This window comes from Giesbergeria anulus, assembly GCF_900111115.1.
GTDB lineage: Bacteria > Pseudomonadota > Gammaproteobacteria > Burkholderiales > Burkholderiaceae_C > Simplicispira > Simplicispira anulus.
The window spans coordinates 286466-301789 of record NZ_FOGD01000001.1; the positions used below are offsets into that span (position 1 = coordinate 286466).

The 15324-nt window shown below is 56.8% G+C and carries 12 protein-coding genes and 1 CRISPR repeat array; of the genes, 9 read left to right on the top strand and 3 right to left on the bottom strand.

Annotation, left to right across the window (positions count from 1 at the left end):
- The first annotated feature begins 35 nt into the window (after nucleotides 1-35).
- Complete coding sequence (locus BMX55_RS01415) at nucleotides 36-1040, top strand: GGDEF domain-containing protein (protein ID WP_091451621.1); 1005 nt, start codon at nucleotides 36-38, stop codon at nucleotides 1038-1040.
- Nucleotides 1041-1058: 18 nt separating this feature from the next.
- On the opposite strand, the gene BMX55_RS01420 is transcribed toward BMX55_RS01415, so the two are convergent.
- Nucleotides 1059-1814, bottom strand: coding sequence for a 4-hydroxy-tetrahydrodipicolinate reductase (locus BMX55_RS01420; RefSeq protein ID WP_245751205.1), 756 nt, complete (start codon nucleotides 1812-1814; stop codon nucleotides 1059-1061).
- 27 nt (nucleotides 1815-1841) lie between these two features.
- Complete coding sequence (locus tag BMX55_RS01425; protein ID WP_091451625.1) at nucleotides 1842-3098, bottom strand: putative Na+/H+ antiporter; 1257 nt, start codon at nucleotides 3096-3098, stop codon at nucleotides 1842-1844.
- A gap of 165 nt (nucleotides 3099-3263) precedes the next feature.
- Here BMX55_RS01425 and BMX55_RS01430 point away from each other — a divergent pair, with 165 nt between their 5' ends.
- From BMX55_RS01430 to BMX55_RS01465, 8 genes are read left to right on the top strand one after another with little or no spacing between them, the layout of a single operon-like run.
- Complete coding sequence (locus BMX55_RS01430; RefSeq protein ID WP_091451628.1) at nucleotides 3264-4307, top strand: ArsJ-associated glyceraldehyde-3-phosphate dehydrogenase; 1044 nt, start codon at nucleotides 3264-3266, stop codon at nucleotides 4305-4307.
- A 1-nt stretch (nucleotide 4308) separates the two neighbouring features.
- Entirely contained in the window at nucleotides 4309-5550 is a 1242-nt protein-coding gene (arsJ, locus tag BMX55_RS01435) for an organoarsenical effux MFS transporter ArsJ (RefSeq protein ID WP_091451631.1), read from the top strand.
- 20 nt (nucleotides 5551-5570) lie between these two features.
- Entirely contained in the window at nucleotides 5571-5921 is a 351-nt protein-coding gene (locus tag BMX55_RS01440; protein WP_091451635.1) for an ArsR/SmtB family transcription factor, read from the top strand.
- Nucleotides 5922-5923: 2 nt separating this feature from the next.
- Nucleotides 5924-6427, top strand: a complete 504-nt coding sequence (locus BMX55_RS01445; RefSeq protein WP_091451638.1) for an arsenate reductase ArsC — start codon at nucleotides 5924-5926, stop codon at nucleotides 6425-6427.
- A gap of 21 nt (nucleotides 6428-6448) precedes the next feature.
- Nucleotides 6449-7462, top strand: a complete 1014-nt coding sequence (gene arsB / locus BMX55_RS01450; RefSeq protein ID WP_091451643.1) for an ACR3 family arsenite efflux transporter — start codon at nucleotides 6449-6451, stop codon at nucleotides 7460-7462.
- 18 nt (nucleotides 7463-7480) lie between these two features.
- On the top strand, nucleotides 7481-8410 hold the full coding sequence (locus BMX55_RS01455; RefSeq protein ID WP_091451647.1) for a cation diffusion facilitator family transporter: 930 nt from the start codon (nucleotides 7481-7483) through the stop codon (nucleotides 8408-8410).
- A gap of 46 nt (nucleotides 8411-8456) precedes the next feature.
- Nucleotides 8457-9902 (top strand): permease, encoded by a 1446-nt coding sequence (locus BMX55_RS01460; RefSeq protein ID WP_091451651.1) that lies wholly within the window; start codon nucleotides 8457-8459, stop codon nucleotides 9900-9902.
- 30 nt (nucleotides 9903-9932) lie between these two features.
- A complete protein-coding gene (locus tag BMX55_RS01465) occupies nucleotides 9933-10172 on the top strand; it encodes a thioredoxin family protein (protein ID WP_091451655.1) in 240 nt (79 codons plus the stop codon).
- 48 nt (nucleotides 10173-10220) lie between these two features.
- Here BMX55_RS01465 and alaS read toward each other — a convergent pair whose 3' ends face one another.
- Entirely contained in the window at nucleotides 10221-12848 is a 2628-nt protein-coding gene (alaS, locus tag BMX55_RS01470) for an alanine--tRNA ligase (protein WP_091451659.1), read from the bottom strand.
- 154 nt (nucleotides 12849-13002) lie between these two features.
- Nucleotides 13003-15315: a CRISPR direct-repeat array (repeat unit 28 nt; unit sequence TTTCTAAGCTGCCTATGCGGCAGAAAAC).
- The last annotated feature ends 9 nt before the right edge of the window (nucleotides 15316-15324 follow it).

Below are 15324 nucleotides of genomic sequence, written 5' to 3' on the forward strand. Positions count from 1 at the left end.
CGACTGCTATTTTTTATGAAACACACCGACACCCCATGAAGCCCATTTTGCAAAATCTGGTCGAAATGACTGGCCAGCGTGACCACCTGCGTCTAGAAGTGTCGGTGTTGTCCACCTTGCAAAAACTCTCCAACATCGTCGAAGTACGAGCACTGGAGCTTTTCTCAGTGGACGGCGTGCTCTACCTGCGTCCGCGCACTTGGAAAGGCGCGCAAGACTGGGCATCGACCGAGATGGAGCCAGCCAAAGACCCGCAACGCCAAGCCTTGGAAAACTACCCAGCATTGGCGGCCTGCATCCATGCCAAACAAAGCCATGTGATTGACTCGCCAGCGCGCGGCCGCCATGTGCTGTGGCTGCCGGTGTGGATGCACGACAAGGTCAATACCTGCCTAGAAATCCGCCAAAAGCGGCCCTTCTCGGCACACCGGCTAGAGGTCATTACTGGCATCTTCAATGTGTACCAAAACTATCAGAGCCTGCTCGACTACAGCGAGCGCGATGCCCTGACCGGGTTATACAACCGCAAAACCTTTGATGAGCAGTTTGCCCGGCACAGCAGCAGCGGCGGCCCCGATGACGACCCAGACAAGGCAGGCCAATGGCTGGCGGTGATCGACATTGACCACTTCAAGCAGGTCAATGACCGTTTTGGTCACTTATACGGCGACGAGGTGCTTATTTTGGTGGCCAATGTGCTGCGCAGCTCTTTTCGCTCACACGACCGGATTTTTCGGTTTGGTGGCGAGGAGTTTGTCGTGCTGCTGCGCTCGACCAGCCTCGAAGACGCCCGCAGCGCCTTTAACCGCTTTCGTGAGGCGGTACAAGAGTATCCGTTTCCACAGGTGGGCCAAGTCACGGTGAGCCTCGGCTTTATCAACGCGGGCCAAGGCTCCCCAGTAGAAATTCTGGGCCAAGCCGACCAAGCGCTGTACTACGCCAAAGAGCATGGCCGCAACCAAGTGTGCTTCTATAACGATCTCATCGCCAGCGGTGATCTGACCGTCCAAATTGCCCACGACGACGTAGAGCTGTTCTAAACTGAGACCGTCAAGGCCTCAGTGGCTGGTGCTGCCCAACAACTGGCTGCGGATTTTTTTCATCAGCAGATCATCAAAGCTGTAAAAGCCTTTCTCGCATTGGGCCAGCTCTTGCAAAGCAAAAGCGGCACCCGTGCCAAAAGCCTCACGGCGGATAGAGTCATGAATGAGGCGCACGGTTTGGTGTGGAAAGCCAAAAATCACCTCATGGTGGCCCACAATGCCACCCAAACGCAACGAGGTGATGCTGCCGTCTTCGAGTTGCAAAGATTCGGCAATCTTGCGCGCCGTGCCAGACACCTCAGGTTTATCACGAAAATGCTGCTCAATGACCTCGACATCCGCAAAGGGCGCAATCTCACGCAGCAGCTTGGCGGCCAACAACAAAAAATTGATGCCCAAGGTGATGTTGGGTGAACTCATCACCTTGGTGTCTTGGCCCATCTGGCGCAGATAGTCCAAATGTTCGGGGCTATAGGCCGAGATAGCACTGACCAGCATGATGCCGCGCTGGCGCAGCACTTCACCATAGCGGTACACGGCGTCAGCCTGAGAAAAATCCACCACCGCATCGACGGGGTGCTGGTCGAACCACTGTTCCAAGTCCAGCCCCTCTAAGCCGACCAACGGCACCTGCTCCAGCCCTTCTAGCGGCGTGGTCGCCGCAGCACGGCCACGCATCACCCAGCACAATTGAAACCGTGGATCGCTGGACAACACATTGACCACCGCTTTACCAGCCCGGCCATAACCCAACACGCCTATTTTCATCATCTTTTATATCTCCTTTGGTTGGTTGTTTCAGAGTAGCCGAAAGGCCAATATGGCCACCAGCGTGGGCGGCAAAGCAGCTATCAGCAAGCCCAAGGGCTGAATGGCATGGTCAGAGAACTTTCCCTTCAAAATGGCGGCCCCGGCAGGGTTGGGGGCGTTGGCAATCAAAGTCAAGCCACCGCCGGTCACGGCTCCAGCCACCAAGGCAGTTTTGAAATCTGGACTCAGGCCCGCCACCAAAGACCCCAGATAGGTCAGGGCAGCGTTATCGGTAATGGCCGTTAGCGCAATGGCACCAAAAAATACCGTGTTGGCATCCATGCCCATCAACAGCGGCTCTAACCACCATTGTTGCAAGCCGCCCAGCACCACCAGCCCGGCCAGAAAAAAGGCCACTAGCAAGGCTTCGCGCAAAATCAGCGGGGTTTGGTGCCGCTGGTAGGCCGTCCAAAAGCCAAGAAAAAACAAGAACAGGCCCATAAATACCGCCGGGTGGTGGGCAAACACCACCACCAGCGCCAAAAACAACAGATGCACGAGTACCACGCTGAAGGGTACGGCCTGCCCCTCGTCACGCGGCGGCGCGGCCATATGCGCCAGTTCGGTGCGAAACAGCAGCATGGCACAGCCTGCATTGATAAACACCGCCACCGCAGCCTTCCAGCCAAAGTGGGCGATCATGAACCAGATATCCCAGTTCCATACAGTAGCCACCATCAGTACCGGCGGTGCCGCAAACGGGGTCAGGGTGCCACCAATGGAGATATTGACAAACAACACCCCCAAAGTGACGTATTTCAGCTTGGTCGATACGGGCCGCGCCAACAGGGTATCGCGCAACATCAAGGCCGCCAGCGTCATGGCCGCAGGCTCTGTAATGAAGGAGCCTAACAACGGCACCACCGACAGCAACAGAAAATACAAGGCCATGCCAGAAGGCAAGGGGGTATAGCTCGCAATGGAGCGCACCAGCGCACCGACGCACTGCAAGATGGGCCGGGTGCCAGCAATCACCATGATGGCAAACACAAACAAGGGTTCGGTAAAGTTTCTGGAGTCCAGATAGGCCACGGCCTTTTGTTGGCCCTCGATGGCAAACATCGACAGCATGAGCACCATTGCCCAAAAACCAAACACCACCTCCACCTCGCCCAGCAAATGCCAAATACCGGCATGGCGTGGCCGGGTGTGGGCTAGGCGCTCAAAAAATTGGGTGGAAAACGTGTGCAGCACTGCCAAAGCGAACAGCGCCGCAGCAATGCCGTGGATCAGCGTAGGGGGCATAAAAATGACGTGAGGGAACCGCGAGGCGGCCCGACCATCGCATGAACCTGCCCAACCCCTACGGCTTGGCACCCAATTTCAGTATATCGCGACATCGGTTTGTCATAAAATAATGCAATAGTTCAATAATTATCAAACTATTGAACGCAAGAAAGGCAAAACAGCATGAAAGTCGGTATCAACGGAATGGGGCGCATTGGCCGTTTGGCACTGCGGGCGGCTTTCGGTGCCGCAGAACGGGGCTTGGACGACCCCCGTGCAGGCAACCGCTTGCAAGTGGTACACCTCAATGAGCTTAAAGGCGGTGCCGCTGCCACTGCCCATCTGCTGGCTTTTGACAGTGTGCAAGGCCCGTGGCGCACGCCCATCCATGCTGAAGGCGAACAAGCCATTTTGGTGGGCGAGCAGCGCTTGTCTTTTAGCAACCATGCGCAACCTGCCGACATTCCTTGGGGCGATTTGGGCGTCGATGTGGTGCTGGAATGCACCGGCAAATTTTTAACCCCCGACACCATCCAAGGCCATCTGCAACGCGGGGCCAAACGGGTGATTGTGGCGGCCCCAGTCAAGGTGGGCGGGGTGCTGAACATCGTGGTAGGCATCAACCACCAACAATACGACCCGGCGCGCGACCAGATCGTGACTGCCGCATCGTGTACCACCAACTGCTTGGCCCCCGTGGTCAAGGTGATCCACGAAAATATCGGCATTCGGCATGGCCAAATCACCACCATCCACGACCCCACCAATACCAATCTGATGGTAGATGCGCCGCACAAAGACCTGCGCCGCGCCCGCAGTGCCATGCTCAGTTTGGCCCCCACCACCACCGGCAGCGCCAGCGCCATCGCCCTGATTTACCCTGAGCTCAAAGGCAAACTCAACGGCCACGCGGTGCGCGCCCCGGTGCTCAATGCCTCACTCACCGATTGCGTGTTTGAACTGCAACGCGCCACCACGGCAGAAGAAGTCAATGCACTGTTCAAAGCCGCCGCTGCGGGGCCATTGGCAGGCATCCTCGGCTATGAGGAGCGCCCACTGGTGAGTGCCGATTACGCCCGCGACACGCGCAGTTCCATCATCGATGCCCTGTCCACGCTGGTGACGGATAACACCTTGCTCAAAGTGTACGCTTGGTACGACAACGAAATGGGCTACGCCTGCCGCATGGTCGATCTGGCCTGCCATATGCAACAAGTAGGCATTTAACATGAATGCCGCCGAGCGCAACTATGCCATCGTGACGGCCTCGTATTGGGGCTTCACGCTCACCGACGGCGCTTTGCGTATGTTGGTGCTGTTGCATTTTTACCAGTTGGGTTATTCGTCAGTCACGTTAGCCTTTCTGTTTCTGCTGTATGAGGCCGCAGGCATTGCCGCCAATCTGCTGGGCGGTTGGCTGGCCACGCGCTACGGCATCACCCGGATGCTCACCGTGGGGCTGGTGACGCAAATCACCGGCTTTACCTTGCTGTCGCTGCTCAATCCGGCATGGACGGCGGCGATGTCAGTGGCTTGGGTGGTGCTGGCCCAAGGCATTTGCGGCGTCGCCAAAGACTTGACCAAAACCGCCAGCAAATCAGCCATTAAAGTGACGCAGGCGCAGGCCAAAGAGCAGGGCGCGGGCCAGTTGTTCCGCTGGGTAGCTTGGTTTACTGGCAGCAAAAACGCCATGAAAGGCATTGGTTTCTTTTTGGGCGGGCTGCTGCTGCAAACGCTGGGCTTTCAAGCCTCGCTGTGGGCGATGGCGGCTTTGCTGGCGCTGGTGCTGCTGGGCGTGGTCACGTCCTTGCCACAGCTGATGGGCAAGAGCAAAGCCTCCGGCTCAGCCAAAGAGCTGTTTGCTAAAAATGCCGGGATCAATGCGCTGGCCGCCGCCCGTGTGGTGCTGTTTGGTGCCCGCGATGTCTGGTTTGTGGTGAGTTTGCCCGTGTTTTTGTATTCGGCGGGCTGGAATTTCACCATGGTGGGCAGCTTTTTGGCGGCTTGGACAATAGGCTACGGCCTCGTGCAGGCACTGGCCCCTAGCTTGGTGCGGCGCAGCAGCGATGGCCTAAGCAGTGAGGTGCCCGCTGCACGCTGGTGGTCAGCCCTGTTGGCGGTGATTCCAGTAGCGCTGGCCTTGGCGGTAGCCTTGGAAGCGCCCGCCTTGGAATGGGTGGTGGTGGGTGGGCTGTGCCTGTTTGGCTTTGCCTTTGCTGTCAATTCTTCGGTGCATTCCTACCTGATTTTGGCCTACGCTGGCTCCGAGAAAGCCGCAGAAGATGTGGGCTTTTATTACGCCGCCAATGCACTGGGGCGCTTTGTGGGCACCTTGCTGTCGGGGTTGCTCTACCAATGGGGGGGCCTGCTGTATGCCCTGATCGGTTCTGCGGTGATGCTAGGGCTGTGCTGGTTGGCCACGCTGGCCCTGCCCACTACCAAGGCCCATACCACCCCTAGCCCGACCTAAAAGAACGAAAAATCTACCCTATGGATGAAGCACAAGTGATTCGCGCCTTGGGCGCTCTGGCCCAAGAAACCCGCCTGCGCCTGTTTCGGCTGCTGGTGGTGGCGGGGCCGCAGGGCCTGACCCCCGGCAGCATGGCGGAGACGCTGGGGGCGTCTGGCACGGTGCTGTCTTTTCATTTGAAAGAGCTGCACGCCGCTGGTTTGGTGCAGGTGCAACGCCAAGGACGCCACCAAATCTACCGCGCCGCCATCACGCCAATGAACGAACTGCTGTCTTACCTCACGGCCCACTGCTGCCAAGGACAGCCCTGTATGGCAACCCCCTTGCTCGACTGCACTGATTGCGCCTCCTCAACAAAGAAAGAATTTTGACTATGTCCGCTCCGGTTTACAACGTTCTCTTTATTTGTACCCACAACTCAGCGCGGAGCATCATTGCCGAGGCGCTGCTGAACCAATTAGGTGGCGGTAAATTTCGTGCCTACAGCGCTGGTAGCCGCCCCGCCAGCCACGTCCATCCACAAGCGCTAGCCCTGCTGCAACGGCACAAAATCGCCACCGAAGGGCTGCACAGCAAAAACTGGGACACCTTTGCCCAGCCCGATGCACCACAGATGGATTTTGTGCTCACGGTGTGCGACCAAGCCGCAGGCGAAGTGTGCCCCTTCTGGCCCGGCCAGCCCCTATCGGCCCATTGGGGGATACAAGACCCCTCAGCCACCATCAACCACAGCCCGGAAAACATAGACAAAGCCTTTAGTGAGGTCTTTCGCATCCTGCACCGGCGCATCTCGCTGTTTTTGAGCTTGCCGCTACCTAAGCTCGGCCAGTTATCGCTGCAACAGGAGCTAAACCATATCGGCCACACCTCAGACTAACGCCAGCACGAAAGAATCATCATGGGCTTGTTTGAACGCTTCTTGACCCTCTGGGTGGCCTTAGGCATGGGGGTTGGCGTCATCCTAGGCTTAGTACTACCCGGCCTGTTCCATACCATTGCAGCGCTGGAAATCGCCCATGTCAATTTGGTGGTGGCCGTGTTGATCTGGGTAATGATCTACCCGATGATGATCCAAATTGACTGGGCCGCCATCAAAGATGTGGGCAAAAAGCCCCAAGGGCTGGCGCTGACCTTGGTGGTCAATTGGCTGATCAAGCCATTCACGATGGCGGCGCTGGGGGTGCTGTTCTTTCAGTATCTTTTCGCACCGTGGGTGGATGCGCCATCGGCCAGCGAATACATTGCGGGCATGATTTTGCTGGGCGTGGCCCCCTGCACGGCGATGGTGTTTGTCTGGAGCCAATTGGTCAAGGGCGATGCCAACTACACGCTGGTGCAAGTTTCTATCAACGACTTGATTATGGTGGTAGCCTTTGCCCCGATTGCTGCCTTTTTGCTCGGCGTGACCCACATCACGGTGCCTTGGGAAACCTTGCTGCTTTCTACCGTGCTCTATGTCGTGCTGCCGCTGGCAGCGGGCATGGCAACGCGGTATCTATTGCAGCAGCGCTCGCAGCATGCCGTCACTGTGTTTGTGGCGCGCATCAAACCATGGTCTATCACCGGGCTGATTGCCACTGTAGTGCTACTGTTTGGCTTTCAGGCAGGCACAATGGTGGCAAAGCCGCTGGTGATTGCCATGATTGCCGTGCCACTCCTTGTGCAAAGCTACGGTATCTTTTTTATCAGTTGGTGGGGGGCGCGCTGGCTCAAATTGCCGCACAACGTGGCCGGGCCAGCTTGCTTGATTGGCACCTCCAACTTTTTTGAGTTGGCCGTGGCGGTGGCTATTTCACTGTTTGGCTTGAACTCAGGGGCAGCGCTGGCTACGGTGGTCGGCGTGCTGGTGGAGGTGCCGGTGATGCTGTCGCTGGTAGCGATGGTCAATGCTTGGACGCCCAAGCCTACCTAAAGCAGAAAGCCGATTGCGATGAGCACACACCACCACCATCCACATCCTAGCCCAGTGGTAGGCAACTTTAACCGGGCATTTGCCATCGGCATCGTGCTCAATATGGCTTTTGTCGCCATCGAAGCCTTTTATGGCTGGAAGATCAACTCTCTGGCCCTACTAGCCGATGCTGGGCACAACCTGAGCGATGTAGCGGGTTTGGTACTGGCTTGGGCGGGTGCCTGGGCGGCCAAGCTGCGCCCCAATGCCCAGCATACCTACGGCTGGAAACGTGCTTCCATCGTAGCGGCAGTGCTCAATGCCCTGCTTTTGCTGGTAGCCATGGGTGCTTTGGCTTGGGAGGCCATTAGTCGTTTAGGTACGCCCCAAGCCACCGAGGGTGAGACGATCATGGTGGTGGCCGGGGTAGGTATTGTGATTAACACCGCTACGGCTTTGCTATTTATGCGTGGTCAAGCCCATGATTTGAACATCCGTGGCGCTTTTTTGCACATGGTGGCAGATGCGCTGGTGTCGCTGGGGGTAGTGCTGGGTGGCGTGCTCTATCTCTGGCAGGGCTGGAACTGGATTGATCCAGTGATGAGTTTAGCCATTGCAGTAGTGATTGTGCTGGGCAGTTGGAGCCTGCTGAGGCAATCGGTGCATTTGCTATTAGACGGCGTGCCTGAGCGCATCGACATGGTGGCAGTGCGCCAGCACCTGCTGGCGCTGCCGGGCGTAGCCGAGGTGCATGACCTGCATGTGTGGGCGATGGGCACGTCAGAAGTAGCACTGAGCGCCCATGTCGTTTTGCAATCTGACCCCACTGATGTGACCACCGTGCTCCACCAAGCAGAACATATCTTGCATGAACATTTCGATATCCGCCACGCCACTTTGCAAATAGAGCCACCTACCTACGCACAGCACTGTGGCTTGCGCTCCGGGGTTAGCAGCGGCTGTTGCTGATGGTGGGATGCTGCCCTAACGCAGCATATACAGAAGGGACAACGCGATGGATTACCTCTTGCAACTACTCAAAGGGGGCACGGGCAACCTGGCTGCCTATTTGGCGGCCCATGTGCTGCTGTGCCTGTTGCCCGCCTTCTTTATTGCTGGGGCGATGGCCGCGCTGATTCCCAAGGCCAGCATCACGCGCTGGCTGGGGCGCAATACCCCGGTGTATGTTTCTTACCCAGCAGCGGCAGCGGCTGGCTCGCTGCTGGCAGTGTGCTCTTGCACCATCGTGCCCTTGTTTGCGGGCATCTATCGCAAGGGGGCGGGCATTGGCCCTGCCATCACTTTTTTGTTTTTTGCCCCAGCGGGCAACATCATGGCACTGGCCTATACCGGCAGCATTTTGGGGCTGGAGTTTGCCACTGCGCGCTTTATTTTGTGCCTGCTGTTTGGCATGGGTATCGGGCTGCTGATGGCCATGCTGTTTTGGCGTGACGATGCCAACCACGATGCCCAAACCGATACCCTGTTTGCAGAGAATGCCAGCGTCGGTTCTGCAGCCACCGGCTTGTTGCTGTCGATGGTGGCGCTGCTGATTGCTGGCACCCTCAAGCTGTGGCCTTTGACCAGCACCCTGAGCACCATCACGCTGCCGCTGGCATGGGCGCAAGATTGGCAGTCCACCCTGTTTCAATGGGTGCCTTACGACGCTGCCAAAGGCGAAGAAGGGGTCACATTCCAAGGCTCGGTGTTAATCCTGCTGCTGTTGCTCATTGCCACCACCGCATGGAAGGGCCTAGAAAACATCATCGAAGGAGCAAACCGCTGGACGTGGATCACGCTGGGCCTGACCGCTGCCACGCTGCTGGTGGCAGCCTTGCGCTTGACCCCCAGCGTCCAAGGGCTGGAGTTGGCGCTAACCGGGCGTTTCTTTGGCGTCGGCCTGTGTTTGTGGGCGGTGTGGCACTACCTCCACGCCCTAGAGGCCGATGACCGCCAAGCCTGGCTTTGGGAGGCTTGGCGCTTTGTGAAGCAAATTTTTGGGTTGCTGGTGATCGGCGTTTTTATTGTCGGCATGGTACGCCAAACCATCCAGCCCGAATGGATTGAAAGCTTGGCCGGAAGCAACACCGTGACCGCCAATGCGGTGGCGGTGCTGTTTGGCGTTTTTATGTATTTTCCGACGCTGGTGGAAGTGCCAGTAGCCAAAATGTTCTTGGATTTTGGCATGCACCCAGGGCCGCTGTTGGCCTACCTAATGGCCGACCCAGAACTGAGCCTGCAAAGCATTTTGATGGTGATTGCCGTGATTGGTCGCCAAAAAACCTTTGCTTACGTCGGTGGGGTGGCTATTTTCAGTGTGGTGGCTGGGCTGTCGTATGGTGCTTGGGTCGATGGCATGGCGTGGCAAACGCTGGCCTTGGGCTTGGCGACTTTTATGGCTATGTTGGCCGGTTTGCTGGTCTGGCTGCATCGCTTGCAAATAGCACGTTCCCCTCTGTAAATGATTTTTCCAACCCGCAAGGAGATTCTTATGTTGACCGTCAAAATCCTTGGCTCTGGCTGTGCCAACTGCCGCAAGCTAGAGGCCGTAGCCCGCGAGGCAGCTACCGAAGCCGGTGTTCAAGCAGAATTTTTCAAAATCACCGATATGCAGACCATCATGGCCTATGACCTGCTCTCAACTCCGGGGCTGGTCATCAATGAGAAGCTGGTAGCCAGCGGACGCATTCCCAGCAAGGCCGATGTGCAAGGATGGCTGCAAGCGGCCTAAAGCAGACAGACAGGGCAGGCGATGCAGCCTGCCCCGACCAACGGACGATTAAACCCGCTCGCTCACCCAAGCTTGCACGCTAGCCAACGCAGCGGGCAATTGGGCAGCATTGGTGCCACCTGCCATCGCCATGTCGGGCTTGCCGCCGCCTTTACCGCCCACTTGCTGGGCAACAAAGTTGACCAGCTCCCCGGCCTTGACTTTGCCCACGCTGTCAGCAGTGACACCAGCGGCCAGTTGCACTTTGTCGCCATCCACAGCGGCCAGCACGATAGCAGCAGTTTTGAGTTTGTCCTTGAGCTTGTCCAAAGTATCGCGCAGAGTTTTGGCATCCGCGCCGGGCAGCACGGCGGCCAACACCTTCAGGCCCTTGACGTCCACCGCTTGGGCCACTAGCTCATCGCCTTGGCTAGAAGCCAGCTTGCCCTTGAGCGCAGCCACTTCTTTTTCCAGCGCTTTGATCTGCTCCAGCGTTTGGGCGATGCGGCTATTGACCTCTGCTGTGGGCGCACGCAAGGCCGATGCGGCTTGGGCTACGGTGTCTTCCAACGCTTGCAGATAGGCCAAGGCGTTGTCACCCGTCACGGCTTCGATGCGGCGCACGCCAGCGGCCACGCCACTTTCGGCCACGATCTTGAACAAACCGATATCGCCGGTGCGCTGCACGTGGGTGCCGCCGCACAGCTCGCGGCTGGAGCCAATATCGAGCACACGCACGGTTTCGCCGTATTTTTCGCCAAACAGCATCATTGCGCCGGTTTTTTGTGCCGATTCAATGTCCATCACCCGCGCTTGGGCAGCAGCGTTAGCCAAAATTTCGGCATTCACCAAGGCTTCAATCTGGCGGATTTCGGCATCCGTAACCGGGGCATTGTGCGCAAAGTCAAAGCGGGTGCGCTCGGCATTGACCAAGCTGCCCTTTTGCTGCACATGGCCGCCCAGCACTTCGCGCAGGGCTTTGTGCATCAGGTGGGTGGCACTGTGGTTGCGCACGGTGGCAGCGCGCAAGGCCACATCCACTTGGGCCGCTACATGGTCGCCCACATTGAGCGTGCCTTGCTCCAACGTGCCGTGGTGGCCGAATACATCGGCCTTGATTTTGAGGGTGTCGGCCACGGCAAACTGCGCCGAACCGCTGGTGATATGGCCTTGGTCGCCCACTTGGCCGCCGCTTTCGGCATAGAAGGGCGTGGTATCGAGCACCACGACACCGCTTTGGCCGGACTTGATTTCGGCCACGCTCACGCCATCGACATACAGGGCGACGATTTTGGCTGTCGCTTCTTGCAAATGTGTGTAGCCAGTGAAGGCATTGCCCACGCCCGTGTAGTCCAGCGCCTTGTCCATCTTGAACTTGCCAGCAGCACGCGCTTGGGCTTTTTGCTTTTCCATCGCAGCCGCAAAACCGGCTTCATCCACAGCCACACCACGCTCACGGCAGACGTCGTTGGTCAAATCGAGCGGGAAGCCGAAGGTATCGTGCAGCTTAAAAGCAATGTCGCCGGGCAGCGTGTTGGCACCGTCGGCCAAGGCGACATCCAAAATTTCCATGCCATTGGCGAGGGTTTCATAGAAACGCTCTTCTTCGGCCTTGAGCACTTCGGTGATGCGCTGTTGTTGCGCACGAATTTGTGGGTAAGCATCGCCCATGAGCTGCGCCAAGTCGGCCACCAGCTTGTGGAAGAACGGCGTCTTTTGGCCCAGCTTATAACCGTGGCGGATGGCACGGCGCACAATGCGGCGCTGCACATAGCCCCGGCCTTCGTTGCTGGGCATGACGCCATCACTGACCAAAAAGGCGGTAGCGCGGATATGGTCGGCAATCACGCGCAAGGACTTGTGGCCCAGATCGGTGCAACCCGTTTCGCGGCCAGCGGCCTTGATGAGGGCATCAAACAGGTCAATCTCGTAGTTGCTGTGGACGTGCTGCAAGATGGCGGCCAGACGCTCCAGCCCCATGCCAGTATCCACGCAGGGCGCAGGCAGCGGCGTGACGGCTCCGGTCTCGTCCATGTTGAACTGCATGAACACGTTGTTCCAGATTTCGATGAAGCGGTCGCCGTCTTCTTCGGGGCTGCCCGGAGGGCCGCCGGGGATGTGGTCGCCGTGGTCGTAGAAAATTTCGGAGCAGGGGCCGCAAGGGCCGGTATCGGCCATCATCCAGAAGTTATCCGACTTATAGCGTGCGCCTTTGTTATCGCCAATGCGAATCACGCGCTCAGGGGGCAGGCCGATTTCTTTTGTCCAGATGTCGTAGGCTTCGTCGTCTTCGGCATACACCGTGGCTAATAGGCGCTCTTTGGGCAGCTTGTAGACTTCGGTAAGCAGTTCCCAAGCCCACTTCAGGCTTTCGCGCTTGAAGTAGTCGCCAAAGCTCCAGTTGCCCAGCATCTCAAAAAAGGTATGGTGGCGTGCGGTGTAGCCGACGTTTTCTAAGTCGTTGTGTTTGCCACCGGCACGCAAACAGGCTTGCACCGAGGCGGCGCGCACATAGCTGCGCTTGTCGCTGCCCAAAAATACGTCTTTGAACTGCACCATGCCAGAGTTGGTGAACATCAGCGTCGGGTCATTGCCCGGCACCAACGGGCTGGACGCCACCACGGTGTGCCCCTTAGAAGCAAAGAAATCCAAAAAGGTCTTGCGGATGTCGGCAACGGTAAAAATGGGTGTGCTCATGGATGGGGGGGTGTAAGAGGGTGTTCAGGAGGGCCGGACAAGCTGCGCCCGGCCCTTGGAGGACAGCCTTAGATTATAGATTTGGCCTTGCCTGCTGGAGGTACCTTGGCACCTGCTGCGACCTCGATGCCTAGGCATCGGAGGCTCTTGATTTTTTCTAAGCTGCCTATACGGCAGAAAACAAAGCTATCAGCGAAGACCAGCGCCTGACATGTTTCTAAGCTACCTATGCGGCAGAAAACGAGGGAACCGCTGGTGTGGTGCCAGTGCGGTATTTCTAAGCTGCCTATGCGGCAGAAAACATGGTGCCCATGCTGTCTGACGTGGATTTGCTTTTCTAAGCTGCCTATGCGGCAGAAAACTTTCCAACATAAACTAAACCATCATCGAAGCGTTTCTAAGCTGCCTATGCGGCAGAAAACGCTGCTGCATTGGCCGTATTTGCGGACTGTATTTTCTAAGCTGCCTATGCGGCAGAAAACATTACTGCAAGCGGTGGTGCCAGCAGCAATACATTTCTAAGCTGCCTATGCGGCAGAAAACGATACCGTGTGCGTCTGGCGGTGTTGCGGCGTTTTCTAAGCTGCCTATGCGGCAGAAAACTACTACGCGCCATCAGAGTTTGACTGCTACATTTTCTAAGCTGCCTATGCGGCAGAAAACTTGGTCAAGTTCGCGCTCTCGAAGTGACGCATGTTTCTAAGCTGCCTATGCGGCAGAAAACTTGCTGGCGGCATGATCGATGGCAAGGGATTTTTTCTAAGCTGCCTATGCGGCAGAAAACTCAAATTTGCACGGGCTACCAATCTGTTGCAATTTCTAAGCTGCCTATGCGGCAGAAAACCGCGTGGTCATGATGCAAACATGGGCCGACTACTTTCTAAGCTGCCTATGCGGCAGAAAACCCACAGGCGGCACCACTGGCACAGGCACTACATTTCTAAGCTGCCTATGCGGCAGAAAACGCACGAAGCTCCAGAAACTTCAGCACCGGCAGTTTCTAAGCTGCCTATGCGGCAGAAAACTGTCGTGGTGTTTTTGATGCTTTTGTCGCTCATTTCTAAGCTGCCTATGCGGCAGAAAACATGGCCGATCCTTTAGTTATTAATTGTTCGTCTTTCTAAGCTGCCTATGCGGCAGAAAACCCAGCGCCTAACCAAGCGCCAGCCCAGCAGCATTTCTAAGCTGCCTATGCGGCAGAAAACGTTGCAGGAGGTTCGCTCTATTCTCTGTGCGTTTTCTAAGCTGCCTATGCGGCAGAAAACGGCCACAGTGCAGGATCATCTAAAGACACATGTTTCTAAGCTGCCTATGCGGCAGAAAACGCTTCGGAAGTTAAACCCGAAAGCGCGAGTTTTTTCTAAGCTGCCTATGCGGCAGAAAACGCACAGGCACTACAGGTGGCACTACTGGCACATTTCTAAGCTGCCTATGCGGCAGAAAACCTGCACCTCGTGTTATTTATCTTGCTTCTGCCTTTCTAAGCTGCCTATGCGGCAGAAAACCGGCCTATGACGCGATGGCAAAGCGGGGCATATTTCTAAGCTGCCTATGCGGCAGAAAACCAACGCCCGGAACAGGGTTTCTATGGCGCACATTTCTAAGCTGCCTATGCGGCAGAAAACTTTTAGGTAGGCCGGTGATGCACTGCACCCAATTTCTAAGCTGCCTATGCGGCAGAAAACAACTGGGGGCCTGCTGCAATGCCAGATTGTGCTTTTCTAAGCTGCCTATGCGGCAGAAAACGCGGTGTCAGTAGAAGGGGCGGCCATCACTTCTTTCTAAGCTGCCTATGCGGCAGAAAACGATACATTGTCGCCAGTGTATCTATCATGTATTTTCTAAGCTGCCTATGCGGCAGAAAACGACGGCTCTGGCCGCGTGATTGTTTTCGCTGCTTTCTAAGCTGCCTATGCGGCAGAAAACACACTGTTGCCAAACGGGTGCGACGCTGTTCTTTTCTAAGCTGCCTATGCGGCAGAAAACGCAAAGCGCCGCTGAGAAGGCCGCCGAAGACTTTTTCTAAGCTGCCTATGCGGCAGAAAACGGTTACGACGTGTTCTAGGAATTTGCCCCACTTTTCTAAGCTGCCTATGCGGCAGAAAACGGCATCAGATTTGCAGTGCGGGCAAACTTGATTTTCTAAGCTGCCTATGCGGCAGAAAACGGTCGTGACGCCGCTACAGTTGACCCCTTGGATTTCTAAGCTGCCTATGCGGCAGAAAACTTGGGTTGCGGCGCGCCTTCATCTTCGTGCATTTTCTAAGCTGCCTATGCGGCAGAAAACCTGCCAAGACTGAGAACAACTTGTCTGATCTGTTTCTAAGCTGCCTATGCGGCAGAAAACAAGGGCTGCGACTGGTCAAACGTGGCGCGCAGTTTCTAAGCTGCCTATGCGGCAGAAAACCCATGGGCCTTCACCCCTTTGCGCACCAGGTATTTCTAAGCTGCCTATGCGGCAGAAAACGAAGCTGTG